We start from the raw sequence: 25,162 nt of genomic DNA, 5'->3' as shown, positions 1-25,162 counted from the left end.
CCGCCTCCTCCGCCCTCATGCCGTCTCCTCAGCTCTCATGCCGTCTCCTCGGCTCTCAGGCAGGCGACCCCGCGGACGGACGGCGGCCGGCTCTCCCGGCAGCGCGGCTCGGCCAGCTCGCAGCGCGGCGCGAACGCGCAGCCGTCCTCGGCCTCGAAGGCCGCCACGGGCCGTCCGGGGATCACCGGCAGCCGGTGCGCGGTCTCCTCAAGGCTCGGCCGCGACCTCATGAGGCCGCGCGTGTAGGGGTGGCGCGGCTCGCCGTCGAGGTCCTCCACGATGCGGCCCGCGTACATCACCGCCAGCCGGTCGCAGGTCGCGGCGGCCAGCTCCAGGTCGTGGGTGATCAGCAGCATGGCCATGCCGCGCTCGCGGCGCAGCTCGTCCAGGATGGCCATGACCTCGGACTGGGTGGTCACGTCGAGCGCGGTGGTCGGCTCGTCGGCCAGCACCAGGTCGGGCTCGACGGCCAGCACGGAGGCGATCATCACCCGTTGCAGCAGGCCGCCGGACAGCTCGTGCGGGTGCTGGCGCAGGCGCCGCTCCCCGTCGGCGATGCCGACCTCCTTGAGGAGCTGAACGGCCCGCGCCGACGCCTGCCGCACCGGCATCCGCAGGTTGTGGACCATGGCCTCGGTGAGGAAGTCGCCGACGCTGCGGACGGGGTTGATGTGCGCCCGCGGATCCTGGAAGACCATCGCGATCCGCCTGGCCCGCAGCAGCCGCAGCGCCCGGCCCGAGGGCACGTCGGCGCCGTCGAAGACGATCCTGCCGGTCACGCGGGCGCCCGGCGGGGTCAGGCCGATGACCGCGCGGGCGGTCATCGACTTGCCCGAACCGGACTCGCCGACCAGCCCGACGGCCTCTCCCGCGCCGATGGTCAGGTCCACGTGCTCGACCAGCGTCCGCCAGCCGCGTTCGTACGGCACGGCCAGGCCGAAGCCCGCCAGCGACAACAGGCTCACGACTGCCTCCCCAGGCGATCGCCCAACAGGTTCACCGCGGCCACCACCAGCGCGATCAGCAGGCCGGCGCTCAGCGCCTCCAGCGGCTGGCCGCGCATGGCGCTGTCCAGGCCGCTCTTGACCATCAGCCCCCAGTCGGCGGTGGGCGGCTGCACGCCCAGCCCGAGGAAGGAGACGGCCGCGACGTCGATCACCGCGAAGCCGAGCGCCGACACCGACTGGGCGACGATGATCGGCCGCAGATTCGGCAGCAGGTGGCGCAGGCAGATGGCGGTCGCCGACCGGCCCTGCACCCAGGCGGCGGCCACGTACGGCAGGCTGCGCTCACGCAGCGCCGCGCTGCGCACCACCCGGGCCACGTACGGCGTGTACGCGACCGCCAGGCCGATCACCACGCCGGGCACGCCGGGACCGAGCACGGCCACGGTGACCAGCGCGAAGACGATGCCCGGCACGGAGAACAGCACGTCCAGCAGGCGGGAGACGACCGCGTCCACCTTGCCGCCCGCCCACGCGGCGACGATCGCCAGCGTGGTCCCGGCGGCGCTCGCGACGCAGATCACCAGCACCGGGGCGAGCAACGTGGTCCGCGCGCCGTACATCAGCCGGGACAGCACGTCCCTGCCCAGGACGTCCCCGCCCAGCGGATGCGCGACGGAGGCGCCGCCCAGCGCGTTGAACAGGTCGGGCTGGTCGGGGTCGTAGGGCGCGAGCAGCGGCGCGAGCAGGGTGATCGCCACGACGACGGCCGGCAGGACGGCGGCGGCCACGCCCAGCCCGCCCAGGCGGCGGGTCACTGCCGCGACAGGCGCGGGTCGAGAGCGGAGTAGCACAGGTCCACCACCAGATTGATCAGGACGAAGGCGGTGACCAGCACGAGCACCACCGCCTGGACGATCGCGAAGTCGCGTTGCAGGATCGCGCGGACGAACAACGAGCCCAGACCGTCCAGGGCGAAGATGCTCTCCACCACGACCGAGCCCGCGATCAGCCCCGCGACGTTCAGGCCGACCACGGTCACCACCGGGATGGCCGCGTTGCGCAGCACGTGCCTGCGGACGATGTGCCCCTCGGCCAGGCCGCGGCTGCGGGCGGTCTCCACGTGCTCGCGGCCCAGCTCCTCCGACACCGAGGCGCGCGTGATGCGGGCGAGGAAGGCGGCGCTGGCCAGGCTGAGCGTGATCGCCGGCAGCGTGAGGTGGTGGATCCGGCCGCCGAACCTGTCGCCGGGCCCGAAGACCGGGAACCAGCCGAGTCCCAGCGCGAAGACGATGACGAGGATCACCCCGACCACGAACGGCGGCGTGGCCAGGAACACCGAGGAGACCAGGCTGACCAGGCCGTCGGCCCGGCCGCCGCGCAGCGCCGCGAGCAGGCCCATCGCCACGCCCCCGGCCACGATCAGCAGCGACGCGTAGACCACCAGGAAGACGGTCGTCGTCGCCCGGGACGCCATCAGCGCGGAGACGTCCTGCCGGTAGACCAGGGAGGCGCCGAAGTCGCCCGTCACCGCGTCGCGCAGCCAGGCGGCGTAGCGCAGCAGGAACGGATCGTCCAGGTGGTACTGCGCGCGGATGGCCGCGACCTGCTCGGGGGTGCCGCTGCGGTTGCCGAGCAGGAACGCCATCGGCCCGCCGGGCACCAGGTAGAGCAGGCCGTACACCAGGAAGGAGGCGACCAGCAGGACCACGATCAGCCCCGCCAGCCGTTTCGCCAGGAACCTCATGCCGCGCCGAGCCCCGCGGCCCACGGGTAGTACAGGTAGGGGAAGGAGGCGACGGCTCCGGTCACCCGCTTGTTCATGTACAGGATCACCGGCAGGTTGTTCAGCGGCATCCACGGCACGTCGGTGGTGACCTTCTGCTGGATCGCCGTCACCAGCCCCGCCCGCTCCGCCTCGTCGTAGGCGGCCCGCGCCTTGGTGATGTCGGCGTTCACCGCCGCGTAGTCGTTGAAGTTGGTACGGCCGCCCGCCAGGAAGACGGTGTAGATGTCGAGCGGGTCCGGCACGTTGCCGTACCAGGTGGAGAAGAAGGCGTCGATGCCCTCGCGGGCCTTGGGGTCGCTGTAGAGGTTCCCGTACTGCTCGACGGGGATCACCTTGATCTCGATCTTCAGGCCGAGCGCCTCGCCGGTCGCCTTGATCAGGTTGGCGGTCTGCTCGTGGACGGCCGAGCTGCCCTGGATCCCGATGGTGATCGTCTGGGTGGGGGAGCCGGCCTCGGTGAGCAGCTGCTTGGCCTTGGCCAGGTCGGGCGTCTCCGGCGGGATCGCGTCGTGGGCCTTCTGGAAGGCGTCCCGCTGGTATCCCCAGTACTCGGCGCCGGCCAGGGTGCGCTGCGGCAGCGCCGTCCCCTGGAAGACCACCTTGGAGATGGCCGCCCGGTCCAGTGCCAGCGACAGCGCCCGGCGGACCTTCGGGTCGGCGTACGGGCCGGACCTGGCGGCGCCGAGCAGCGTCCAGAAGGTCAGCGACCTGCCGAGCGTGACCGAGCCGGTCGGCGACTGCCGGAGCTGGCCGAGCCCCGCCGGCGGCAGGTAGAAGTACTGCCCGTCCACCTCGCCGGAGCGCAGTGCGTTGATGGCGGTGGTCTCGTCGGCGATGAACCGGAAGACCAGCTCCTTGGTCTTCGGCCGCAGCGCGGTGTCCCAGTAGGCGTCGTTGCGGATGATCGTCAGCGCGTCGCCGGACTTCCAGCTCCCGTACTTGTACGGGCCGGTGCACATCACCCCGCCGGTCGGCGAGCCCAGGTCCTTCTTCCCGGCGTACTCGGCCGACACGATCGCGCCGGCCGCGGTGGCCATCGCCTGGTTGAACAGCACGTCGGGCTGCTTCAGCGTGACGGTGACCTGCATCGGCCCGGTCGCCTTGATCGACTGCACGGTGTGGAAGTAGTCGCCCCACCAGGTGCCGAGCGCGGGGTCGAGGTGGCGGTTGAGGCTGGCCGCGACGTCCTCGGCGGTCAGCGGCGTGCCGTCCCAGAACTTGACGCCGTCCCGGATCCTGTAGACCCACGTGGTCGGGGTGGGGTTGTCGGCCTTCTCGGCCAGGCCGGGCTGGATGCCGAACTCGGGGGTCAGCCGCAGCAGGCTCTCGCACATGTTGGCCAGCACGGTGTTCTCGGCGTAGTTGAACGACCTGATCGGGTCGACCGTCTGCGGCTCGTACGGCAGGTTCCACGTCACCTTGTCCAGTTCCCCGGTGGCCGGGGCGGTGACGGTCTTGAGCTCCAGCTTGGGCGCCTCGCCCGAGCCCTGCTGCTGTTGTTGCGGTGCTGCGGCCTGCTGGCCGCATCCGGCCAGGGCCACCGCGAGTGCGGCGGCCACCGGTAGGGCTCGACGGATCATCAGGAGGACCTTTCGCGAACGCGTCCGTTGCGGACGACGAACTGGGGGATGGGCTTGTCCACGACCGCCTGGGCCATGGACTCGGCGCGTACCAGGAGGAAGTCGGCGGGATCTCCGGGCCGGAGCCGGGCCTGCTCCAGGCCCAGCAGCGCGGCGCCCCCGTGCGCCGCGATCTCGTAGCACCTGGCCAGCTCCTCGTCGGTGCGGGCGTCGGTGCGGTAGGCGAGCAGGTGGGCGCGGTTGATCATGTCGCCGTCGCCGAACGGCGTCCACGGATCCCGCACCCCGTCGGACCCGAGGCCGACCAGCACCCCGGCCTCGACCAGCGGCCCGACCGGCAGGACCGGGTCCGCGCCGAGCGCGCAGGTGGTCAGCGAGACCTTCGCCTCGGCCAGCGTCTCGGCGAGGTCCGCGCGGTCGGCCAGGCAGAAGGCGTGGCTGATTGTGGTCGGCACGCCGCTGGACCTCGCCCTGCGGGCGATCTCCAGCACCTGCGCGACCCCTTCGTCGCCGCCGTCGTGCAGATGGATGTCGAGGGGGACGGTGTGCCGCTCGGCCAGGCCGTACAGCAGGTCGAGGTGTCCGTGCAGGTCGCCGTCGATGCCCACGGGGTCGAGCCCGCCGAGGATGTCCGCGCCCTCCTTGAGCGACTGTTCCATGAGCTCCGCCGTGCCCGGCCGCGACAGCAGCCCGAGCTGGGGGAAGGCGACGATCTGCACGTCCAGCAGGCCGGCGCGGGCCTGAGCGGCCTCCCGTACGCCGTGCACGTTGCTCAGCCCGTACACCGGGGCGACGTCCACGTGCGCCCGCCAGGCCCGGGTGCCGCGGGCGATCGCGTGGTCCATGAGCGCCAGGGCCCGCGTGGCGACCGGGGCGGTCATCTCCGCCCGCGCCGCGACGTCGCCCTCGATCAGGTCGCGCAGCGTCCCGGCCGGGGTGCGGCTCAGCCAGGGCTGGCCCCAGGTGGTCTTGTCGGGGTGGACGTGCGCGTCCACCGGGGCGGGCAGGGCGAGCAGTCCGCCCGCCGCCACCACCTCGCAGTCCTCCGCCCGGCGTGCCAGTGGGACGACGCGACCGTCTTCGATCAGGACATCGTGGGGGCGTACATCGGTGAACAGAATCTGAGCCATACCGGCTGATCCCCTTAACCCGAGGGCGACAGTGGCCTAGAATTATCAGACATCAGATGATTAGAGAAGAGGACAAATGCGGCACGTGGGCCGGACCTCCCTCGTCGACTCCGCCATCCGGGAGCTCCGCCAGGAGATCACCAGCGGCGTCTGGCCGGTCGGGGCCAAGATCCCTACGGAGAGCCGGTTGGCCGAGGCGCTGGGCGTGAGCAGGTTGTCGGTTCGCGAGGCCGTACGCGTGCTCGTCCACGCCGGGCTGCTCACCACCCGTCAGGGCGACGGCACCTACGTCACCGCGACCGACGAGAGCGAGGTGGCGTTCAAACGCCGCCTCGACCGCGCCGCCACCATGGACATCATCGACGTCCGACGCGGCCTGGACCTCGTGGCGGCCCGCCTGGCCGCCGAACGCCGCAAGCCGGCCGACCTCGACGACCTGAGGACGGCCCTGGGCCGCCGCACCGCCGCCCACCAGGCCGCCGACCTCGACGCGTTCGCCGACGCCGACGTGGAGTTCCACCTGTCCATCGCCGCGGCCTCGCACAACCCCGTCCTGCTGGACCTGTACCGCGGCATGAGCGAGGCGGTGCGCGAGACCGTCCGCCGCGACCACTGCATGGAACGCGCCGTGCTCGGCTCCGACTCCACCCACGAGGACCTGTACGAGGCGATCGAGTCCGGCGACGCGGCCGGCGCGGCCACGATCGCGCTCACCATCCTCAACGACCAGGAACGCGACCTCTGACGCCCGCTCTGCCTATGATCCATCCCATGCCGATCCCCCGAGCGGTCGCCGTGGTCGTCGACGGCGCCCGGGTCCTGGTCATCAAGCGGTACCTCCGGCGCGGCCCCGGCGTCGCCTGCGGCATCTGCACCGCCAAAGGCCGGCAGGGGCAGCCGTGTCCCGGGCACCACTACGCGCTGCTCCCGGGAGGCCACGTGGAGGACGGCGAGTCGCCGGAGAGCGCCGCCGTACGCGAGCTCCACGAGGAGACAACTCTCACCGCGACGATCGACCGGCTGCTCTTCACCGGCTCGCACGGCGGCCGGCCCGCCTCCTACTTCCTCATGCGGGACGTGACCGGCGTCCCGTCGCTCTCCGGTGACGAAGCCGAGGACCACGGGCCGGACAACACCTTCGAGCTCGTCTGGGCGAGCGCCGCCGAGTTCGGGCGGCTCGACCTCTACCCCGCCGACGTGCGCGAGCCGCTCACCCGGCTGCTCCACGGCTGACCCCGCGCCCGGAACCGGCACGCGGCCGGGGGCGCGTGGGCCGGACAAATTCCGCCCTGGGGTGCTCCCATGAACAAGTCCCTACGATTGGCGCCCATCACGCCTGCCAACGTCGAGACGGCCCTCGCGGTGAACGTCCGTCCCGACCAGGAGCGTTTCGTCTCGCCGGTGGCGAAGTCTCTCGCGGAGGCCTACGTGCAGCCGCAGGTGGCCTGGCCGCGCCTCATCCTGGACGGTGGCGGCGGAGGCGCAGGGGCAGGGCGTCGGACGATTCGCCGTCCGGGCTGTGGCCGCCGAGGTCAGGCGTCGCGGCGGCGCGCAGATGTACGTCACGTGGGAGCCGGGGGAAGGCGGCCCCGAGGACTTCTACCGGAAACTCGGCTTCCAGCTCACGGGTGAGCAGAGCGGCGGCGAGAAGGTCGGCGTACTGGACCTGGCCGTACCGGGCATGCTCTGACAGAGCCCCGACGGTGTGCCGCCCGACCTCCAGCCCTGGGCACGGCGATCACCCCGGAGCCGCAGTGCCTCCCTCGTTGAACCGCACGAGCGTCCACCTGGGCGGCGGCCACTGCGTCGGCTCCTGGTCGGTGACCCATTCCGTCACCGAGGCCGGGGACACCCTGAGGTCGAAGGACCGGTAGACCGGCAGCAGCCCGAGGGCGTTGAACGAGATCTCGACCGTCTCGGCGTGGCCGACCACGACGACGGTCTCGCCGCGGTGGCGGTGGGCGAGGTCGCTGATGGTGTGGCTGGTGCGGGTCACCATCTCGGCCCAGGTCTCGTTGCCCTGCTGCCACGGACGGTAGATGCCGCCCCCGTCGATGTCGAGGCGCCGGAACTCCGCGTGGGTGAGTCCGTCCGCCTCCGGCGGTGTGTGCCACGTGCAGAGCCCGCAGTCCTGTGACGACGGCAGGCCGGCGGCCGTCGCGATCGCGGCGGCTGTCTGCACGGCGCGTGGCAGGGGCGAGGAGTAGATCGCCGCCGTGTCGTCGCCGATTTCCATGGTGAGCTGCCGCCCGAGCTGTGCCGCCTGCTGATGTCCGATGTCGGTGAGGCCGCGGCATCCCTTCGGGCCGCCTATGACGCCGTCCTGCTTGTGCAGGGAGTCCCCGTGGCGTACGAAGAACATCCGGGTTCGCATGCCGTGGATCATGTCAAAGGGGCGGCCGTCGAGGCGCCTGCGGCCCGATGCTCCCGGCGAGGGTGCGCCTCGTATTCTTGATCAGGTCGCCGAGGGCGCGGCCGTGAAGGGAACGGGATGAGTCGTTACTCACGGGTCGTGGTGAAGCTGAGCGGCGAGGCACTCGCGGGAGACGCCGGGTGGGGAACCGATCCGGTCAGTCTCGCCCAGCTGGCGGATGAGATCCTCTCCGTCAGCACGTTGGGCGTCGAGGTCGCGGTGGTCATCGGCGGCGGCAACTACTTCCGCGGCCGGATGGCCGACGGCTGGGGGATAGGCCGCGCAGAAGCCGACAACATCGGCATGCTCGGCACGGTGATGAACGCGCTGATGTTGCGTGGAGTGCTCACCGCGCGCTCGCGGACCGATGTGCGGGTGATGACTGCGGTGCCGATGCAGAGTGTCGCCGAGCCCTTCATCCGGCTGCGCGCCGACCGGCACCTTCGCCGTGGGCTGATCGTCCTGCTCGCCGGTGGCATCGGCCAGCCGTACGTCACGACGGACTATCCGGCTGTCCAGCGGGCTCTGGAGCTCGAAGCGGACGCGCTGCTGGTCGCCAAGCGCGGCGTCGACGGGGTGTACGACAGCGACCCGAACGTGAACCCGGACGCCAAGCGGTACACCAACCTCACCTATCGAGAAGCCCTGGCGGCCGGGGTGAGGGTGATGGACGAGAGCGCCTTCGTACTCGCCAATGAGCAAGGGCTGCTCATGCACGTGTTCGACGTGGCGGCGACGGGCGTGATGAAGGCGATCTGCGAAGGGGAAGACGTGGGAACGAGGATCACCCGGGATGCCGATTCCTCCAGATAGCCGATCTCAGGCGGGCATGAACGAGCAGGTTGCGGCCGCAGAAAAATACCTGTCACGGTGGCGTCGTGTCGCTGTCCATGACGAACCTTTCGGAGGGCACGTACGGCAGATCTGTCGTGGGCGGCTGGCAGGATCACCGTCGTGACGGACAGCGATGATCTCCTTCGGCGGGTGTCGGCGAAGGCGAACGCGACCACGGAGCACCTGCCTCCTCCCGCGACGGCGGAGGAGGTGGCGCAGGCCGAACGCATGCTGGGATTTCGGCTTCCTCCGGTGCTCACCCACCTCTACCGCGAGGTGGCCAACGGCGGCTTCGGTCCCGATTACGTCCTTCTCCCGCTCGCGGGAGAAGGACGTACCGTCGTGCGCGAATACCGCGAGGGCCGGGAGACCTCGGGGCCCGGCGCTGACGCGCACTGGCCGGCGGACGTGCTGCCCATCCTGGACTGGGGGTGCGGCATGTACGCCGCCGTGGACTGGCGCAGCCCCGAGGGGCCCGTACTGCTCTTCGAACCGAACGGGATCAGCGACGACCGGCACCACGCCTGGTATGTCGACTCGGAAACCCTGACCGACTGGCTGGAGACCTGGATCGCGGAAACGGGCTGGTACGAGGAAGACGCCGACGAAGACGGCGACATGCGGCCATGGGAGTCGGCTCAGCAGCGGCTGGCCGAATGAGCCGCCCTCCCCGGAACTCCGTTCGCCCTCTGCCTCGGAGGACAAAGCGGTTGCGCAGCGGGTGACCAGCGGCACATCATCTGGAACGTGGCCGCCCTGCCTGACCCCCTGCCCGTGTTCTTCGCCGTCTGCTGCGACGCGCTTGAGCAGCACATCCCGGTTCGTGCCCCCACCAGCCATCAGGAGACTCAGTGACAGAGGAAAGGGAAGTCCCCGTAGGCGAGGCGTTGAACGGCCTCGACGTCTACCCGCTTCCCGAAGGATGGACCGCTCTGGGCGCGATAGTCCTCGTGAAGTGCCTCGACGAGGAAGGCCACTCCTCATGGGCCTTCAGGACCACGGACGGGCTGAGCGACGAGGAACTCCTCGGCGCCCTGACCGTCCGAACCGACCTCCTCCGCCGCAAGCTGTACGAGGCATACACGGGCGACGAGGACGACGACGAATAAGACCGGATGCTCTTGCGGCGACGACCGAACGGACGGGAAATCCGACCCACAGTGTCAGCTTGGCAACCGCATTGATCACGGCCGGGACGAGGTGATGCTGTGGGATTCAGGACATACGCCAGACGCGTCCGCGACCGTGACCTTCCTCACAGGAGACGCTTGTCCGCGCTGAGGTGCGCAGTCGGCTGCTACCACCCGATCGGCTTCAATGCGACCTACTCATACCTTGCCACGGCAGGAAACCTCCGACGTGATGAGTCGGCTCTGCTCCGGGCGCTGGACATGCTGGAACTCAGCCGGAATGCCTGGCTGGCGGAGGTCGACGCCTTCGCGGACCGGCGCCGCCTCGAAAAGCCGAAGCATCGCCGTAGTCCGTTGGCGTCCGAGGTGCGGTACCTGCACGGATGGAGATGGCCCGGACCGGAGGGCCATCGGGTGATGCTCCGAGAGGTCGGGATCCTTTGGGACCGGCATGCGACCGACCCGTGTCCTGACGTACCAACTTCGGTGCGGCACGACCTCCTCGAATTGAACGCCACACTTGCCGGCTGCGTATCGACCTACCTACGCAACGACGGCACACTCGGTTCCGGTCACAAGGCCACTCTTCTCGGCTGCCTGCGCAAACTCCGACGGCATCTGCATCACCCGGGCTACCTCTCCTCTGTGCAAGACGCCTTTGGCTACTACAGCCGTCTGTTCAATGTGGCGGAACTGGTCCTCAACGACGCTTACCCGTTCTCTGCCAAGACGTAGGGCAAGGGCTGGTTCCAGAACGAGGATCAGCGCATGCTGACCGCTTCATATGAGCACGATCAACCACGCGGTCGTACGGTTCTCGTTGCGTAGAACGTCGGTTTCGGAGTCTGAATTGCTCTGCCTTCGTTCGTGGCTGTTGTTTTCACAGGTCCAGCGGCGGCAGTCCACGCATATCGCGGTAGCGCCGCCGCGCTGCGGTAAGGCTGTCCGACCCGTTGGGGCCACCCATGACGACCTCGGCGTTGTGATCGTCCTGGCCGTCGTCCTCCCAGGTGCACTCTTCGCAGAACCCGAAGCCGCCGCGGTCCAGAAGGGTGGGGTGAAAACAGCATGGGCACGTGTATGGCTCATCGGCCGGCGGTAAGTCCAGGCGATCTCCGCCCTGCTCTGCGATCACGGACAAGACCCATCCCTTGCGCTCGCGGATCTCCTCGATGCTGGGATGGTTCATATCCGTCCTGATGTCGTACGGCTCCGAACCCTTGTCATTCTGTCCAATCACACGCTGATTGTGCGGCGATCACCTGGTCAGGCTGGAAAGTGCTCGCATTGTTTGTTCGACTACGCTCGTCGACGAAGGAAGGCCATCGGCACGCAAATGAGCGTGGTGGTGATCATCACCACCAAGAAGGGCAGCATGTCGACTCGAATGTTCATCTCCGGCTGGTAGGTGTTCATGTACCACTCGTCCAACGCAGCCAGGAACCAGGCGGCTGCCGGCCACAAGAGGTAATGGGCGTGCCGCTGCGTGCGTCGAAACGCCAAGAACAAAGCCACGAAGACGACTCCGCCCACTGTCAGCGGGATCGTCCGATAAAGCATTCCGATCAGTTCGGCCACGCGAACACCTCAATATGTAGGTGAAGCTCCGCCACTATAGGTTTATTGCGGCGTCGTGCGCATCTTCATTGCAAGAAGCTCCTGTCCGCCCGCAGGTGAAGCGGGCCATCGTTACGGGGAGAGATAGAGCGTCTCAGGTCTGCTCGGTTTGTCCCCGGGGATGACGGGCGAACCAGCTCACCCACCTACGACTTCGGCGTGACGCCGGGTGACGAGAATGGAGTCCGCGCTGTCAGCTTGGGAACTGCAACGATCAACCGGCGTCGGGGCCCTGAGCTGGACGAAAGGCCGGTCGTGAATGTTCGTGATTGACTCTCGTTCCCCTGTCCGATCGCACGACGATCAGCTGACGACCAGGGACCTCACAGCTCGTGTCGGGGCTGGCTTTCTCGTGCAGTTCCCAGGTGTCCGCCCTGACCCACTCCGTACGCCTCGCGCATCCAGCCGGCGAATTCCTCATCTAGCTCAGCGAGATCAGAGATGCGGAAGGCATGAACGTACAGCCGCTTCGTGTAAGGAGCCACGCTGGTGATGCGAGCGTCGTCGCTGATCGCGCGCTGGATGTCGAAGTAGCCTCGGAGCCCTCGCGCGTCTGGCTTTGCTCCGGCGAATCCACGACGTGTTCCCTTGACGGTGATCATGCTCTTGGACACCGCATACGTGAAGGGCCCGCATGCCTCAACCAGCCTGACGAATTCGCGGTACAGGGCTACCGATGCGTCGGGCTTGCCGTCAAGATGATCGTCGATCGTCCAGGTCTCATGGTTCATGGACCGAGAAAGTAGCAGGCGGTGGCGACGGTTTTCGGACTGCGAACCCGTACGTTCTCCTCTGCCTGACACCCCAATGCGCAAGGACGCGTTGCGCGAAGTCTCGTCACGAGCAGTCCTTATCGGAGGACAAGGCCACGGCTCACCGTTGATCGCCGTCCGAACGGGCACGCAGTGGGCACGGCCTGGCGGCTCGTACACACCCGCTCGCTCTGCTCGGGCACTACCTCACCCGCTTACGGCCCACCGGAGCGTGACTCGTGATCATAAGCGTTGGACAGCACCTCTGCGCGGCCAAGAAGATCCCGGCATGGGAACCGACATCCATGGATTCATCGAGTGCCGCACATGGACGTCCGGACTCGATGTCGGTGAGACCGTCTGGTGCGCTGCCATCTCACTGAAGATGGTGGTCGGCAGAGACTACGAAGCCTTCGATTGCCTCTTCGGGGTTCGCAGCTCAGGCCACTGGCGACCGGTAGCGGCCGATCGCGGGCTCCCCCAGGATGCGTCGGAGACCACCAAAGCTGAGTTGGCGGAATGGGGGGAAGCCGCCTTCGGTGTCACGTGGTTGAACTGGGATGAGGTCACCGCGATCGACTGGGATGAACCCGCGCTTCACCCGACCAACGTAGCCCACTATCGGCAGCTTCCCGATCAGAGCCTAGAACTCGTTCGCCGCTCGGTATGGAGCCGTAGGTTCGCTCGGGTGAGTGGCGTGGATACCTTGACGGTCGACCCTAATCAAGTCGCTGTGTTGTGGGATGAAGGCACCGAGTGGAGGGACGGAGACACCGTCTTCCGCGTTGAGCGTGCTACGCGCCGCTGTGCCGTACCACCTGACAGCCTTTGGCACGGGGTGTGGACAGTTATGCGTACGCTCGCGCACGTCCACGGAGACGATGCTGTCCGCCTGGTGGCCTGGTTCGAGGAGTAGGCGATCCAGCATGCGGAGCAGCGTTTCCCATGCTTGGAAGCAGGTGACCGGAATCGAACCTGTTGCTGTCAGCTCGGGAAGTCTTTCCACATCATGCCGTTCCCCCTGTGAGAGCGGTGACCTGGGCGGATGCCGGTCGAGTGACCGTGAGTCTCCGTGGGTTCCCGCTGGTCGCCGTCCGAACGGGCACGCAACGGGCATGCTGATGGCTTTCCCTGTGATCTGGTCAGCTGTTGGTGTGGCACCCACCCTCGGACAGGCCGGATTCGCCTCGGATGTGAACAATGCGATCAGGCGTTCCGAGGGCGTCGGTACGGATTCCGCCCTCGACCAGACCCTGGCCTGTGTCTGCGAAAAGAAATCTATGCGCGTAGACCTGTCGAAACAAAAGCCAGTCGTAGCGAACGACCGGACGTCTCCAGATGGTTTCGAACCAATCGGCCGTGATCGCTGCCAACTCCACAGGACTACCGGACGCTGAGAAGGCGAGGGGCGTGGGTTCGGCGGGGAAGGTGAGTAGCTGGTTGTGGAGCTGGTCGCCGCGAATCTTGGATCCATCGAGGTAGACGCCTGCCGTCATGAGGCTGAGGCGTAATCCAGGGGCCGGCAGATCCGCGTAGACAAGGAGCTTGCCGAAGGATGTCTCTCCCTGCTGGAGGCGATACCCGTACGCAACATAGTCCGGAAGCAGCACCTCGACACCATCAGGTGTCAGCGACCACGAGGTTGCCTGTTCTCTCAAAGCGTCGATGAAAGCAGCCTGGACCTCGTCGGGCTCATCATCATCGTCAAGCGGCAACCATCGGTTCTCGGCCATGGGGCACTTTAGATCAGAGTGTGTCCGTCCGACTGTCCAATTCTCCTGCGAGAAGACGGTCCGGCACGCGATCAAGAAGGCAACGATCCACGTGCCTAGCCTGACATTTACGGTTACATCGAGTACGGCATGCCAGCGTTGGGTGCCTCACCCGTCGAGGCTCCGATGGGGCGCGGAAGGTCTCTGGAGCGAGGATCGAGTATGACCCGATGACGCGACTGGCCGCCCTGGGACCGGGCACCGGGTGGGAGCACGGCGCTGCGGTTCGGGCCTGGAGGCGTGCGATTGGTCGCCTGGTTCGACTGATAGCAGGGCGAGACGGTCAGGACGGTGACAGGGCTTCTGGGGGGCCGACTCGGTAAGCGGGAAGGACGTGGCGCGAAGGCGAGTGGAGCGAGCGTGGGATTGGGGGTCGAAGGGGGCGGAGCCCCCTGTGAACGCAGTCTGAAGCTCAAGAGGCGCGACGCGCCCATTTCGGGGGCGCCAGGCCGAGCAGTTGGAGCGGGTGACGGGAATCGAACCCGCGCTGTCAGCTTGGGATCCGCATCGATCACGGTCCGCTGGGGCACTGAGCTGGGCGGAAGGCTGGTCCTAAGTCACCGTGGTTGACCCATCGTCACCCCTCTTAATGGCCCGGTGATCAGCCTGCGACCTGGTGTTTCTCGCGCGACGCGTGCATCCCGGGCCAGTCGGTGCAGCGGGTCACCTCTGGGTCGCTGGCGAACGCGTGCACGGCTGCGTGATCACTGGCACGGAAGTCACGCAGCAGCAGCCGAGGCGTGGTCAGTTCCGTGATTTTAAGTATGGGCGCACCCAGAATTGAGAGCCGCAGCCCGGAGTGCGGCTCTACTAAATGTCTAGCTTCGTCACGATGCATGGTGACGATCCGTTACGCTGCCCAGCGTCAAAGTATGATCTTGAGGAGAGCGGGCCAGACAATGCGTAATTACAAGCAGGCAGCGGTGTTCACGGTCGCCACGGCAGTCGCACTTGCCAGTTCCGTGGTCATGAGCAGCCCGGCAATGGCCGCGTCATCGCCGACTGCGGTGTGCGGCGGCGGCAGCTACCACGTCATCGACAGCCACGCCATCAGCGGGCTCGCCACGATTTACCTGCTCTACAACGGCAGCACCAACTGTGTGGTGACGTGGAAGAGCAGCAAGTACCAGGGCGGTTACACCCTTACGGGGGCCACCATTCAAAAGAAGGGCGGCAGCAAGATCAGTGACACCGGCTCCTACAAGATCTATGCCGGTCCCGTGAAGGTCAACGCTGCCGGCACCTGTGTCTCGTGGGGAGGCCATGCTTCGAACAGCACCGGTGTAGGTGAGGGCTGGCAATCGAGCTGGACTCACTGCGGCTGATCACCGAGACAGGTCGTCATTTCAACGTCGGGGTGACTCGGGCCGGGGTTCACCGGGGCGCGAGTCCCCTTCCGTACGCGGGCGAACGGCTGGTGCCGAGAATGACTGCCCGCACGCTTGCGTTCCACCTCGGCCGGGCGCGCAGTGACCGTACTGGGCAGACAGAGACCTTCTGCCTAGGGTCGGCAGTATGAGCCAAGGCCCGGACGGGGATCGTGTCCCCACCTGGGTCTTCACAGTGAGAGCGGGTGACGGGAATCGAACCCGCGCTGTCAGCTTGGGAAGCTGATGTTCTGCCATTGAACTACACCCGCACGAACCGGAGTACGCGTCCACCACTGTAGCGGAAACTTGCCCCCCAACAGCAAACCCAACGCCCCACCTTTTCCGGCCGGGACGGTAAGTTGGCTCACCGTGTTGCTATCTGACCGTGACATCCTTGCTGAGATCGACTCCGGCCGGCTCGCCCTAGACCCCTTCCACCAGGACATGATCCAGCCGTCCAGCATCGACGTACGGCTCGACCGCTACTTCCGTGTCTTCGAGAACCACAAGTACCCCCATATCGACCCCTCCGTGGAGCAGCCGGATCTCACGCGGATGGTCGAGCCGTCCGGTGACGAGCCGTTCATCCTGCATCCGGGGGAGTTCGTGCTGGCCTCCACCTATGAGGTGATCACGCTCCCCGACGACCTGGCCTCGCGGCTGGAGGGAAAGAGCTCGCTCGGACGGCTGGGCCTGCTGACGCACTCCACCGCCGGGTTCATCGATCCCGGTTTCAGCGGGCACGTCACGCTTGAGCTGTCCAACGTGGCGACCTTGCCCATCAAGCTGTGGCCGGGGATGAAGATCGGGCAGTTGTGCGTGTTCCGGCTCAGCTCGCCCGCCGAGCACCCGTACGGATCGGCCAAGTACGGGTCCCGGTATCAGGGTCAGCGGGGCCCGACTCCGTCCCGGTCGTTCAGGAACTTCCACCGGACGAAGATTTGAGTGAACAACAGGTGAACATTTAGGGAACGTCGCGGAAGGATGAGCCCTCCGCGCACCCCACAACAGGCCACGTCACCGGTCGGATTTCCCTGCAAAAAGCGGCCAAACTACTCCGAACGCCGGTGTCGCACAACATACGCAGGGTAGCCAGAAGGCGAAGGAGACATGAAGTTCGCATTTCGCCTGGTAACCCGTACCCTCTTCCACGGACCATCCCCGCACATCTGGAGAACGACGTGCGCCTGCGTCTCACGCCACGTGAGGACAGCTACTACGACCTGTTCGCCGACTCCGCGAACAACCTGGTCACGGCATCCCGTCTGCTGGTCGAGATCATCAGTGACGGATCGGACAGGGAAGCCCTGGCCGAGAAGATGCGCGCCTGCGAGCACGCCGGTGACGAACGCACCCATGCGATCATGAACCGGCTCAACGAGAGCTTCATCACTCCGTTCGACCGTGAGGACATCTACCGCCTCGCCTCCAACCTCGACGACGTGATGGACGCGATGGAGGCCGCCTCCGACCTCATCGTCCTCTACCAGATCGACCATCTCCCCAAAGACGTGGTCCGGCAGGTCGAGGTCCTGGAACGCGCCGCCGAGCTGACCGCCGAGGCGATGCCCCGGCTGCGTTCCATGAAGAACCTCAACGAGTACTGGATCGAGGTCAACCGCCTGGAGAACCAGGGTGACCAGGTCTACCGCAGGCTGCTGGCCAAGCTGTTCAGCGGCGAGTACGACGCGCTCACCGTCATGAAGATGAAGGAGGTCGTCGACGCCCTGGAGGAGGCCGCCGACGCCTTCGAGCACGTGGCCAACACCGTCGAGTCGATCGCGGTCAAGGAAAGCTAGGCCCAGTGGACCTCACGCTCGCCCTCGTCATCGGCGTGGTCGTCATCTCCCTGGCCTTCGACTACACCAACGGGTTCCACGACGCGGCGAACGCCATCGCGACCTCCGTCTCGACCCGGGCGCTCACCCCCAGGGCCGCGCTGTTCATGGCCGCGGCGATGAACTTCATCGGCGCCCACCTGGGCACTCAGGTGGCCCAGACCGTCGGAAAAGGGATCATCGACGCTCCCAACGGTCCGCACGGCCTGGTCGTCGTGGCCGCGGCGCTCATCGGCGCGATCGTCTGGAACCTGATCACCTGGTACTTCGGGCTGCCCTCCTCCTCCAGTCACGCGCTCATCGGCGGCCTGGTGGGCTCCGCGCTGGCCTCGGCCAGCGTGGTGCACTGGGACGGCGTCGTCGACAAGGTCGTCATCCCGATGATCCTGTCGCCGCTGATCGGGTTCAGCCTCGCCGCGCTGATCATGATCGCAATCTACTGGATCTTCCGCAACAGCCAGCCGGGCAGGACCAACCGCGGCTTCCGCTACGCGCAGACCGTCTCGGCCGCCGCCATGGCGCTCGGGCACGGCCTGCAGGACGCGCAGAAGACGATGGGCGTCATCTTCCTGGCACTCACGGTCGGCGGGTACGCCAGCCCCGGCGAGGGGATCCCGCAGTGGGTCATCCTGAGCGCCGCCGGTGCGATCTCGCTCGGCACGTACGCCGGCGGGTGGCGCATCATGCGCACGCTCGGCCGGCGGATCATCGCGCTCGACCCGCCCCAGGGGTTCGCCGCCGAGTCGGCCGCGGCCACCGTCCTGTACGGAGCCGCGATCGGGTTCGGCGCGCCGATCTCCACCACCCACACCATCACCACGGCGATCATGGGCGTCGGCGCCACCAAGCGGCTGAGCGCCGTGCGGTGGGGCGTGGCCGGCAACATCGTGACCGCCTGGGTGCTCACCATCCCGGCGGCGGCCCTGGTGGCGGCGCTGGCCTACGGCGTCCTCCACCTGATGGTGGAGTAGGGCCTGATGGTGAGTCGGGCCTGACGGTGGAGTGGGGCGCCGGGGGCTGTCCGTCGGTGTACGTCAGCCGGGGGCGGCCCGTAGGTGTACGTCAGCCGGTGGCTGTCCGTCGGCGTACATCAGCCGGGGGCTACCCGCCGGCGTACATCACGTCCACGTCCCAGCGGGTGAAGCCCAGGGACTCGTACAGCCTGATCGCGGCCGTGTTGGCCTCGTCCACGTAGAGCATCGCGTGGGCGAGGCCGCGCGAGCGCAGGTGGGTCAGACCGGCCAGGGTGAGCGCCCGGCCCAGGCCGGTGCCCTGCTGGGAGGGGTCGACGCCCACGACGTAGACCTCGCCGAGCGGCTCGTGGCCGTGCTCGGACGAGCCGTGGATCTTGGTCCAGTGGAAGCCGGCGAGCCGGTCGCCGCGGACGGCCAGGAAGAAGCCCCTGGGGTCGAACCAGGGCTCGCGCTCGCGCCGGTGCAGGTCGTCGAGCGTCCAGGCGCCCTGCTCGGGGTGGTGGGCGAAGGCGGCGGAGTTCACCTTGAGCCACGCCTCCTCGTCCTGACCCGGGACGAACGTGCGCAGCTCCACACCTTCCGGAAGCGTGTAGGGCGGCAGCGGGTCGAGCAGCGAGCGGCGCATCTGCCACAGCGAGCGCACCCGGTCGAAGCCGAACGACGCGGCCAGCGCCCCGGCGCCGGCGTGGTCGCCGTGCGCCCACAGCCGCACCCTGCCGCCGGTCAGCTCGAGTACGGCCCGCAGCAGCCGCGTCCCGTGGCCCTGACGCCGGTAGGCGGGATGGATGACCAGCTCCGCGCTCGGCCCCTCGACCTCGTCGGTCGGGTCGACGTGCGCGTAGCCCGCGGGCGCGCCGTCGTCGGCGTGCAGCAGCAGCGAGCGGGCACGGGGGTCGCCGCCGTACCGGAGATGGAGCATCACGTGCTCGTTGAGCGGGCGGACCCCGTCCGTCTCGGTCGCCGCGTCAACGATGCGGAGAACCTGGGAGACCTCGTCGTCGTCGAGCCGTTCGCAGATCTTCACATGTGCACCCACATAAGGAACTCTAGGCGTACCAATGGCGAACAATGCCATGGGCGTCCCCGGTCAATCGTTACCTTTGCGACATTCGTTGCATAGGGAGACGTCGTAACGTCCCTCTCATGACGTCACGCACCCTCCTCCGGCTGTGCACGGCCGGCGCCGCCACCGCGGCCGGGATCGCCCTGGCCATGGCGCCCGCGGTCGCCGCGACCAGCGGCTCGGCCGGTCACGGAACCGGCCACGGCGGGCCGACCGTCCCGGTCCGCCTGCTGAGCATCAACGACCTGCACGGCAACCTCGAACCGCCGTCGGGCTCCTCCAGCCGCATCCTCGACCCGGACGGCCCCCTCGTCGACGCCGACGGCTCGCTGACCGGGCTGCCCGGCGGCAAGTACTCGATCGCCGGCGGCGCGTCGTACCTGGCGACGTACGTCAAGCAGGCGCGTACCGAGAACACGCTGCTCGTGGCGGCCGGCGACCTCATCGGCGCGTCACCGCTGATCTCGGCCGCCTACCACGACGAGCCCACCCTGGAGGTGCTCGGCTCGCTCGGACTCAACGCCACCGCGGCCGGCAACCACGAGTTCGACGAGGGGTACGCCGAGCTGCAGCGCCTCATGAACGGCGGCTGCCACCCGGTGGACGGCTGCTCGCCCGCCGGCCAGTGGAAGGGCACGGACTTCGACTTCCTCGCCGCCAACGTCCTCAAGGAGGGCACCGGCCAGTACGCCCTGTCGCCGTTCTACGTCAAGAAGATCAACGGCGTGCAGGTGGGCTTCATCGGCCTGGTGACGGCGACCACGCCGACCATCGTCACCGCCGAGGGCATCAAGGGCCTGCAGTTCACCGAGGAGGTCGCCGCGGCGAACCGGGCCTCGGCCTACCTGGCGCGCAGGGGCGTCAAGGCGCAGGTCGTCCTGATGCACGAGGGCGACTCGACCACCCCGAACCAGAGCCCGGACGCGTGCTCGGCGAACACCGCCAACGCCGGCTCGCGCATCGCCAGGGAGCTGGACCCGCAGATCGACCTGGTCATCAGCGGCCACTCGCACCAGGCCTACATCTGCAAGACCAAGGACCCGGCGGGCCAGGACCGCTACTACACGCAGGGCTCGTCGTTCGGCCGCGTGCTGACCCAGATCGACCTGCGGGTCGACAAGCGCACCCGGGACGTGGTCCGCTCCTCGGTCACCGCGGACAACAAGGTCGTCGCCCGTACGGTCACCCCGGACCCGCAGGTCGAGGCGCAGATCCAGACGTGGCGGACGCGCAGCGCCGAAGTGGCCAACCGCAGGATCGGCTCGATCACCGGTGACATCACCAACGTCGTCACCAACACCTCGGCCGCGACCACCAGGCCGGAGACGCCGCTCGGCGACCTCATCGCCGACTCCCAGCTGGAGGCGGCCAAGCCGGCGGGCGCCGAGATCGCGCTGATGAACCCGGGCGGCATCCGCACCTCGCTGACGTACGCGCAGTCGGGGGCTGAGGGCGACGGCGTCGTCACCTACGGCGAGGCGTTCGCCGTCCAGCCGTTCAGCAACATCGTGCAGGTGCGCACGTACACGGGCGCGCAGCTCAAGGCGCTGCTGGAGCAGCAGGTCTGGACGCCCAACCCGGCGACGGGCGCGATCAACCACCGGCTGCTCCAGGTGTCGTCGTCGTTGACCTACACCTTCGACACCACCAAGCCGGTGGGGTCGCGCGTGTCGGACGTCAAGCTCAACGGCGCCCCCGTCACGGACACGCAGTCGATCAAGATCGCCGCGAACAACTTCCTGATGGGCGGCGGTGACGGCTTCTCTGTGTTCACGCAGAGCACGGACACGTGGAGCGGGCCGGTCGACCTCGACGCGTTCACGGCGTACCTGACCGCGCACTCGCCGATCAGCCCGTCGGCGGCCGACCGCATCAAGATGATCAAGTGACCCCCGGGCCGGAGGTCCCGCCCTGCGGGCCCTCCGGCCCTCCCGGCAGGCGGGCTCAGGCTCGGCGCGGTGAGTCGGTGGGGGCCTGTTCGCGGTGCAGCGGCAGGCAGGCCACCAGGCGGGCGCCCGGTTCGTGGTCGGCGACCTTGAGCGTGCCGCCGTGCGAGGCGCAGATCTCGCGCGACAGCGCCAGGCCGAGCCCGCTGCCGCCCTTCTCCTTCCGGCGGGCGTCCTCCAGCCGGGTGAAGCGTTCGAAGACGCGCTCGCGGTCGGCGGGCGGGATGCCGTCGCCGTCGTCGGTGACCGAGACGCAGACGTGGTCGCCCTCCACCCACACCTTGAGGTCAATCCGGTGCGCGGCGTGCCGGGTGGCGTTGTCCAGCAGGTTCGTCAGCAGCCGGTCGAGCTGGACGGGCGAGCCGAGGACGGGCGCGTGGGCGCACATGTCCACGACGATGGGGATCTTGCCGCCCGCGCGGCGGCGCACCTGCTCCTCGGCCAGGCGGCACATGTCGACGACGCGGCGGTCGGGGATGGCGCCGGCGTCCAGGCGGGCCAGCAGGAGCAGCTCGTCGATGATCCCGGTGAGGCGTTCGGCGGCGGCCAGGGCGCGGGCGCCGGTGGCGGGCCAGTCGGTCTCGTCGGGGTAGGCGTTGGCGACCTCCAGCTGGGTGCGCAGGGCGGAGATGGGGCTGCGCAGCTCGTGGGAGGCGTCGGCGACGAAGCGGCGCTGGGTCTCGGCCGAGCGTTCGAGGCGGTCGAGGGTGTGGTTGGTGGTGGCGGCCAGGTCGGTGATCTCGTCACCGGTCTCGGGGACGGGCACGCGCCGGCTCAGGTCGCGGCCGGTGATCTCGGCCAGCTCGGCGCGGATGCGCTCGACCGGGCGCAACGCGGAGGCGACCACGACCCAGGTGATGCCGGCGACGATCACCAGGGCGATGGGCGTGCCGAGGAACACCACGGCGTTCAGCCAGGACAGCGCCCGGTTGACGTCGCTGAGCGAGGAGGCGCCGTACACCGTGACGAGCCGGCCGTCGGGGGTGCGCACCTTGATCGCCATGATCAGGTACTGGGCCTCCTTCTCGTCCCTGAGGCCGGTGAGCGTGCTCTCGGCGCTGTAGAGGGTCTCCGGCTTGTCCACCCGCATGCCGGACAGCCGCTGGCCGTGGTGCAGGCCGGGGCTGGTGGCCAGCACGCGTCCGTCGGCGTCCACCACCTGGAGGAGCTGCACCCGGGCCGGGGCCTCCAGCGACGCGGGCAGCTGCCCGGCGCGGGCCTCGCTGGCCACCCTGCGGACGGCCAGCTCCACCCGGGTCTCCACCAGCCCGTGCAGGTTGTCCGGCCCGAGGGTGAGGGCGAGCGTGCCCGTGACGGCCAGGACCACTGCCGCCACCAATGTCGCGAGCGTGGTCAGGCGCCCGCGGATCGAGCGGGGAAAGAGCCTTTTCGCCATCCCCTGAGACCTACCCATGGAGACCTGAACGGGGAAAACGCCGGATCGAGATTCGGCAAGCGGCCCGCAAAGAGGGGTGTCCCGCCGGGCCGGCCCGGCGTCCCGCTCGAATAGTGGATCACGTGGGAGGCGCCACGGGCAGGCCGCCGGTCCTCGCCGGGCGGCTGCCGCGACACATGGGCGAGGTGATCGATCTGTGCCGCATCATCACCACCTGAGCGGCTTCTGGGCCGCGCCGGCGTTCGTCGTCCTGGTGACGTACGTGGTGCTGGCCGGGCGGACGGCGTGGAGCCGGTGGCGTACCGCGAGCTTTGCCGGGGGCTGCGCGCTGGTGACCGTGGCGCTCACCGATCCCGTCGCCGCGCTGGCCGCGACCGACTTCCGTGGCCAGGTGCTGCAGCGCCTGCTGATCGGCATTCCGGCGCCCCTGGCCCTGGCCCTGGGCGCGCCGGTGACGCTGCTGCTGCGCTCGTTGCCGGTCGCGCAGGCCCGCCGGCTGACCCTGGCGCTCCGCGGGCCGGCCGTCCACCTGCCGGCCAACCCGTGGACCGCGCTGGCGCTCAGCGCCGGCGGCATGGCGGCCCTGTACTGCACGCCCCTGTACGGGGTCGTCCCCGCGCCGCCGGTGCACGCGTACCTCCTGCTGACCGGTTACCTGTTCGCCTGGGTCGTCGCCGGGCCCGACCCCGCGCCGCGCCGCCCGCCGGCGCCGGTACGGCTGGCCGTGGTGGGCGTGGCGATCGCCGTACACGCGGGCCTGTCCTGGGTCATGTACGCCGGATGGCTGGACCTGCCGGTGCCGTCCGAGCAGCTCAGGGGCGCGGCGCAGATCATGTTCTACGGCGGGGTCGCCGCGGGGCTGCTGCTCGCCCTGGCCCTGGCGGCGTCCCGGCGGGCCCGGCGCACTCCCGAGAACGCCGACGTCGAGCTGCTCGCCCCCGGGCTGACCGTCCGGGTGCCGGGGGAGCCCGAGCCCGTCCGGCGGGTCCGCGTCCCCGACCGCGAGCCGGCCAGGACGCGCGGCCCGCTCACCCCCGCCGAGTACGGCGACGAGGACGAACCGGACCCCGCCGATCTGTAGCCGCCCGGCAGCAGCCCGGTCAGCGGGCGGCGCGGGAGCGGAACAGGTCGTAGAGGGCGGCGGCCAGCGCCATGACCACGAACCCCAGCACCACCCACAGGCCGTGCCGGAAGGCAGTCGGCCAGCCCTGCGGCAGCGAGCCGAAGAACGCCGAGCCCGCCGCCGCGATGCCGATCGCCGACCCGAGCCGCTGCCCGGTCTGCAGCACCCCGGCGGCGCTCCCGCCGCCCGCGGGCGGCACCTCCGACAACGTGATCGCCTGGTTGGGCGAGATCACCAGGCCGCTGCCGATGCCCGCGACCAGCAGCGGCAGCGCGGTCGCCGCGCCCACGCCGGCCCCCGGCACCAGCAGCGTCGCCACCATGGTCGCCAGCAGGCCCGCGATCACCGTCCCGAGCCCCACCGCGACCAGCTTCCTGCCCGCCCGGCCGACGAGCCTGCCGCCGACCACCGACGACCCGGCCGACCCCAGCGCGAACGGCGTGATCGACAACCCGGCCAGCAGCGCGCTGTAGCCCTCGCCGCTCTGCAGGTACAGGGTGAAGGCGAAGAAGATCCCGGTGAACCCGGCGAAGTAGAACAGGGCGATGGCCGACCCGAGGCTGTAGGACCGCCTGGCGAACAGCGACAGGTCCACCAGCGGCTCCCTGCGGTACAGCCGTTCCCAGAGCACGAACCCGGCCAGCACGAGCAGCGCGGCCGGCACGAGCAGCCACTTGGCCTCGCCCTTCCACTGGTGCTGCTGGATGAACGGCAGCAGCAGCGTCGCCACGCCCACGCCGAGCAGCAGCACGCCGACCGGGTCCATGCTCTCCCGCCGCCCGGTGCGCACCGGTCCAGGGGCGGGCTCGGGCAGCCACTTCCAGGCCAGGGGCAGCAGCGCGATCCCGATGGGCAGGTTCACCAGGAACACCCAGCGCCAGCCCTGCTCGGCGCCGAACCCGGTGACCAGCGCGCCGCCGATCAGCGGCCCGGCGGCGGTGGACACGCCGATGGTCGCGCCGAGCGCGCCGAAGGCCCGGCCGCGTTCGTGGCCCAGGAACATCTGCTGGATCAGGCCGGACACCTGCGGGTTCAGCATCCCGGCCGCCATGCCCTGCACGAGCCGGGCCGCGATCAGCACCGGCATGCTCCAGGCGAAGCCGCAGGCCGCGCTGGCCGCCGTGAACAGCACCACGCCCCACATGAACAGCGTCCTGCGGCTTCTGGCGTCGCCCATCCGCCCGGCCGGGACCAGCAGCAGGCCGAACGTGAGCGCGTAGCCGGACAGCGTCCACTGCAGCCCGTCGTCGGAGGCGTGCAGGCCCGCGCGGATGGAGGGCAGGGCGACGTTGACGATGCTCACGTCCAGGCCCGACATGAACGCCGCGACCAGGCACACGCCCAGCGCCCGACGGCGCGGGTCGGAACCGGATGCCTGCATCGCGACCTCTCTGCGGAACAGCGGCAGCGATCATGATTCCCCCCAGGCTGGGAAATATCGTCCTAGGCGGACAATGATTTCTTTGCCGGCCCCCCGCGAAGGAGCAAGTG

General features: G+C 69.0%; 27 protein-coding genes and 1 tRNA gene. 14 read left to right on the top strand and 14 right to left on the bottom strand.

Features of this window, described 5'->3' with window-relative positions; translation table 11 throughout:
- Positions 1–35: 35 nt before the first annotated feature.
- From ABT158_RS20935 to ABT158_RS20915, 5 genes are read right to left on the bottom strand one after another with little or no spacing between them, the layout of a single operon-like run.
- Positions 36–965, bottom strand: a complete 930-nt coding sequence (locus ABT158_RS20935; protein ID WP_352355637.1) for an ABC transporter ATP-binding protein — start codon at positions 963–965, stop codon at positions 36–38.
- Positions 962–1,762 carry an ABC transporter permease gene (locus ABT158_RS20930; RefSeq protein ID WP_352355635.1) on the bottom strand — a complete coding sequence of 267 codons (801 nt, stop codon included), beginning with the start codon at positions 1,760–1,762 and terminating at the stop codon, positions 962–964. Before ABT158_RS20930 ends, ABT158_RS20935 begins: the two co-directional genes overlap by 4 nt.
- Entirely contained in the window at positions 1,759–2,691 is a 933-nt protein-coding gene (locus tag ABT158_RS20925; protein ID WP_352355633.1) for an ABC transporter permease, read from the bottom strand. Before ABT158_RS20925 ends, ABT158_RS20930 begins: the two co-directional genes overlap by 4 nt.
- Positions 2,688–4,313 (bottom strand): ABC transporter substrate-binding protein, encoded by a 1,626-nt coding sequence (locus ABT158_RS20920; RefSeq protein WP_352355631.1) that lies wholly within the window; start codon positions 4,311–4,313, stop codon positions 2,688–2,690. Before ABT158_RS20920 ends, ABT158_RS20925 begins: the two co-directional genes overlap by 4 nt.
- Positions 4,313–5,443 carry an amidohydrolase family protein gene (locus tag ABT158_RS20915; protein ID WP_352355629.1) on the bottom strand — a complete coding sequence of 377 codons (1,131 nt, stop codon included), beginning with the start codon at positions 5,441–5,443 and terminating at the stop codon, positions 4,313–4,315. Before ABT158_RS20915 ends, ABT158_RS20920 begins: the two co-directional genes overlap by 1 nt.
- 76 nt (positions 5,444–5,519) lie before the next feature.
- Between ABT158_RS20915 and ABT158_RS20910 the strand changes: the two genes are divergently transcribed.
- The 3 genes from ABT158_RS20910 (at position 5,520) to ABT158_RS20900 (ending at position 7,133) form a co-directional block, all read left to right on the top strand.
- Positions 5,520–6,188, top strand: a complete 669-nt coding sequence (locus ABT158_RS20910; protein WP_352355627.1) for a FadR/GntR family transcriptional regulator — start codon at positions 5,520–5,522, stop codon at positions 6,186–6,188.
- A gap of 26 nt (positions 6,189–6,214) precedes the next feature.
- Positions 6,215–6,676 (top strand): NUDIX hydrolase, encoded by a 462-nt coding sequence (locus ABT158_RS20905; protein ID WP_352355625.1) that lies wholly within the window; start codon positions 6,215–6,217, stop codon positions 6,674–6,676.
- Positions 6,677–6,911: 235 nt separating this feature from the next.
- Complete coding sequence (locus ABT158_RS20900; protein ID WP_352355623.1) at positions 6,912–7,133, top strand: GNAT family N-acetyltransferase; 222 nt, start codon at positions 6,912–6,914, stop codon at positions 7,131–7,133.
- A gap of 48 nt (positions 7,134–7,181) precedes the next feature.
- Here ABT158_RS20900 and ABT158_RS20895 read toward each other — a convergent pair whose 3' ends face one another.
- Positions 7,182–7,817, bottom strand: coding sequence for a histidine phosphatase family protein (locus tag ABT158_RS20895; protein WP_352355621.1), 636 nt, complete (start codon positions 7,815–7,817; stop codon positions 7,182–7,184).
- Between the two features lie 138 nt (positions 7,818–7,955).
- Here ABT158_RS20895 and pyrH point away from each other — a divergent pair, with 138 nt between their 5' ends.
- The 4 genes from pyrH (at position 7,956) to ABT158_RS20875 (ending at position 10,555) form a co-directional block, all read left to right on the top strand.
- Positions 7,956–8,669 (top strand): UMP kinase, encoded by a 714-nt coding sequence (gene pyrH / locus ABT158_RS20890; protein WP_352355619.1) that lies wholly within the window; start codon positions 7,956–7,958, stop codon positions 8,667–8,669.
- Positions 8,670–8,810: 141 nt separating this feature from the next.
- Complete coding sequence (locus tag ABT158_RS20885) at positions 8,811–9,350, top strand: SMI1/KNR4 family protein (protein ID WP_352355617.1); 540 nt, start codon at positions 8,811–8,813, stop codon at positions 9,348–9,350.
- A gap of 191 nt (positions 9,351–9,541) precedes the next feature.
- Positions 9,542–9,799: a hypothetical protein gene (locus ABT158_RS20880; protein WP_352355615.1), complete on the top strand. Its 258-nt coding sequence runs from the start codon at positions 9,542–9,544 to the stop codon at positions 9,797–9,799.
- A 282-nt stretch (positions 9,800–10,081) separates the two neighbouring features.
- Positions 10,082–10,555, top strand: a complete 474-nt coding sequence (locus ABT158_RS20875; protein ID WP_352355613.1) for a hypothetical protein — start codon at positions 10,082–10,084, stop codon at positions 10,553–10,555.
- A 145-nt stretch (positions 10,556–10,700) separates the two neighbouring features.
- On the opposite strand, the gene ABT158_RS20870 is transcribed toward ABT158_RS20875, so the two are convergent.
- The 3 genes from ABT158_RS20870 to ABT158_RS20860 form a co-directional block, all read right to left on the bottom strand.
- Positions 10,701–11,060, bottom strand: a complete 360-nt coding sequence (locus tag ABT158_RS20870; RefSeq protein WP_352355611.1) for a CPCC family cysteine-rich protein — start codon at positions 11,058–11,060, stop codon at positions 10,701–10,703.
- A gap of 59 nt (positions 11,061–11,119) precedes the next feature.
- Positions 11,120–11,398, bottom strand: coding sequence for a hypothetical protein (locus ABT158_RS20865; protein ID WP_352355609.1), 279 nt, complete (start codon positions 11,396–11,398; stop codon positions 11,120–11,122).
- A gap of 362 nt (positions 11,399–11,760) precedes the next feature.
- Positions 11,761–12,168 carry a DUF5655 domain-containing protein gene (locus tag ABT158_RS20860; RefSeq protein ID WP_352355607.1) on the bottom strand — a complete coding sequence of 136 codons (408 nt, stop codon included), beginning with the start codon at positions 12,166–12,168 and terminating at the stop codon, positions 11,761–11,763.
- Positions 12,169–12,478: 310 nt separating this feature from the next.
- Between ABT158_RS20860 and ABT158_RS20855 the strand changes: the two genes are divergently transcribed.
- Positions 12,479–13,105, top strand: a complete 627-nt coding sequence (locus ABT158_RS20855) for a hypothetical protein (protein ID WP_352355605.1) — start codon at positions 12,479–12,481, stop codon at positions 13,103–13,105.
- 226 nt (positions 13,106–13,331) lie between these two features.
- On the opposite strand, the gene ABT158_RS20850 is transcribed toward ABT158_RS20855, so the two are convergent.
- On the bottom strand, positions 13,332–13,922 hold the full coding sequence (locus ABT158_RS20850) for a hypothetical protein (RefSeq protein ID WP_352355603.1): 591 nt from the start codon (positions 13,920–13,922) through the stop codon (positions 13,332–13,334).
- A gap of 938 nt (positions 13,923–14,860) precedes the next feature.
- On the opposite strand from ABT158_RS20850, the gene ABT158_RS20845 reads away from it, so the two are divergent.
- Complete coding sequence (locus ABT158_RS20845; protein ID WP_352355601.1) at positions 14,861–15,286, top strand: spore-associated protein A; 426 nt, start codon at positions 14,861–14,863, stop codon at positions 15,284–15,286.
- Between the two features lie 243 nt (positions 15,287–15,529).
- Here the strand turns inward: ABT158_RS20845 and ABT158_RS20840 are convergent.
- Positions 15,530–15,600: transfer RNA gene (locus ABT158_RS20840), tRNA-Gly, on the bottom strand.
- A 100-nt stretch (positions 15,601–15,700) separates the two neighbouring features.
- Between ABT158_RS20840 and dcd the strand changes: the two genes are divergently transcribed.
- The 3 genes from dcd (at position 15,701) to ABT158_RS20825 (ending at position 18,140) form a co-directional block, all read left to right on the top strand.
- Entirely contained in the window at positions 15,701–16,276 is a 576-nt protein-coding gene (dcd, locus tag ABT158_RS20835) for a dCTP deaminase (RefSeq protein ID WP_352355599.1), read from the top strand.
- Between the two features lie 236 nt (positions 16,277–16,512).
- On the top strand, positions 16,513–17,130 hold the full coding sequence (locus ABT158_RS20830) for a DUF47 domain-containing protein (RefSeq protein WP_106243913.1): 618 nt from the start codon (positions 16,513–16,515) through the stop codon (positions 17,128–17,130).
- A 5-nt stretch (positions 17,131–17,135) separates the two neighbouring features.
- Entirely contained in the window at positions 17,136–18,140 is a 1,005-nt protein-coding gene (locus tag ABT158_RS20825) for an inorganic phosphate transporter (RefSeq protein WP_352327959.1), read from the top strand.
- Between the two features lie 130 nt (positions 18,141–18,270).
- Here ABT158_RS20825 and mshD read toward each other — a convergent pair whose 3' ends face one another.
- Positions 18,271–19,179 (bottom strand): mycothiol synthase, encoded by a 909-nt coding sequence (gene mshD, locus ABT158_RS20820; RefSeq protein ID WP_502911556.1) that lies wholly within the window; start codon positions 19,177–19,179, stop codon positions 18,271–18,273.
- 107 nt (positions 19,180–19,286) lie between these two features.
- Between mshD and ABT158_RS20815 the strand changes: the two genes are divergently transcribed.
- Positions 19,287–21,095: a bifunctional metallophosphatase/5'-nucleotidase gene (locus ABT158_RS20815; protein ID WP_352355596.1), complete on the top strand. Its 1,809-nt coding sequence runs from the start codon at positions 19,287–19,289 to the stop codon at positions 21,093–21,095.
- A 55-nt stretch (positions 21,096–21,150) separates the two neighbouring features.
- On the opposite strand, the gene ABT158_RS20810 is transcribed toward ABT158_RS20815, so the two are convergent.
- Positions 21,151–22,488: a sensor histidine kinase gene (locus ABT158_RS20810; RefSeq protein WP_352355594.1), complete on the bottom strand. Its 1,338-nt coding sequence runs from the start codon at positions 22,486–22,488 to the stop codon at positions 21,151–21,153.
- Positions 22,489–22,744: 256 nt separating this feature from the next.
- On the opposite strand from ABT158_RS20810, the gene ABT158_RS20805 reads away from it, so the two are divergent.
- Positions 22,745–23,629 (top strand): cytochrome c oxidase assembly protein, encoded by an 885-nt coding sequence (locus ABT158_RS20805; RefSeq protein WP_352355592.1) that lies wholly within the window; start codon positions 22,745–22,747, stop codon positions 23,627–23,629.
- A gap of 19 nt (positions 23,630–23,648) precedes the next feature.
- On the opposite strand, the gene ABT158_RS20800 is transcribed toward ABT158_RS20805, so the two are convergent.
- On the bottom strand, positions 23,649–25,052 hold the full coding sequence (locus tag ABT158_RS20800; RefSeq protein WP_352355590.1) for an MFS transporter: 1,404 nt from the start codon (positions 25,050–25,052) through the stop codon (positions 23,649–23,651).
- Positions 25,053–25,162 lie beyond the last annotated feature (110 nt).

This window comes from Nonomuraea sp. NPDC001636 (assembly GCF_040298265.1).
Classification (GTDB): domain Bacteria; phylum Actinomycetota; class Actinomycetes; order Streptosporangiales; family Streptosporangiaceae; genus Nonomuraea.
The sequence above is the reverse complement of the archived record's forward strand: the minus strand, read 5'-3'. Positions and strand labels throughout refer to the sequence as shown.

Bases quoted from the DNA above. Each gene is read 5' to 3' on its own strand.
- ABT158_RS20925 (WP_352355633.1), bottom strand. From the start codon at position 2,691: ATGAGGTTCCTGGCGAAACGGCTGGCGGGGCTGATCGTGGTCCTGCTG.
- ABT158_RS20920 (WP_352355631.1), bottom strand. From the start codon at position 4,313: ATGATCCGTCGAGCCCTACCGGTGGCCGCCGCACTCGCGGTGGCCCTG.
- ABT158_RS20915 (WP_352355629.1), bottom strand. From the start codon at position 5,443: ATGGCTCAGATTCTGTTCACCGATGTACGCCCCCACGATGTCCTGATC.
- ABT158_RS20910 (WP_352355627.1), top strand. From the start codon at position 5,520: ATGCGGCACGTGGGCCGGACCTCCCTCGTCGACTCCGCCATCCGGGAG.
- ABT158_RS20905 (WP_352355625.1), top strand. From the start codon at position 6,215: ATGCCGATCCCCCGAGCGGTCGCCGTGGTCGTCGACGGCGCCCGGGTC.
- ABT158_RS20895 (WP_352355621.1), bottom strand. From the start codon at position 7,817: ATGCGAACCCGGATGTTCTTCGTACGCCACGGGGACTCCCTGCACAAG.
- ABT158_RS20875 (WP_352355613.1), top strand. From the start codon at position 10,082: ATGCTGGAACTCAGCCGGAATGCCTGGCTGGCGGAGGTCGACGCCTTC.
- ABT158_RS20860 (WP_352355607.1), bottom strand. From the start codon at position 12,168: ATGAACCATGAGACCTGGACGATCGACGATCATCTTGACGGCAAGCCC.
- ABT158_RS20855 (WP_352355605.1), top strand. From the start codon at position 12,479: ATGGGAACCGACATCCATGGATTCATCGAGTGCCGCACATGGACGTCC.
- ABT158_RS20850 (WP_352355603.1), bottom strand. From the start codon at position 13,922: ATGGCCGAGAACCGATGGTTGCCGCTTGACGATGATGATGAGCCCGAC.
- ABT158_RS20845 (WP_352355601.1), top strand. From the start codon at position 14,861: ATGCGTAATTACAAGCAGGCAGCGGTGTTCACGGTCGCCACGGCAGTC.
- ABT158_RS20815 (WP_352355596.1), top strand. From the start codon at position 19,287: ATGACGTCACGCACCCTCCTCCGGCTGTGCACGGCCGGCGCCGCCACC.
- ABT158_RS20800 (WP_352355590.1), bottom strand. From the start codon at position 25,052: ATGCAGGCATCCGGTTCCGACCCGCGCCGTCGGGCGCTGGGCGTGTGC.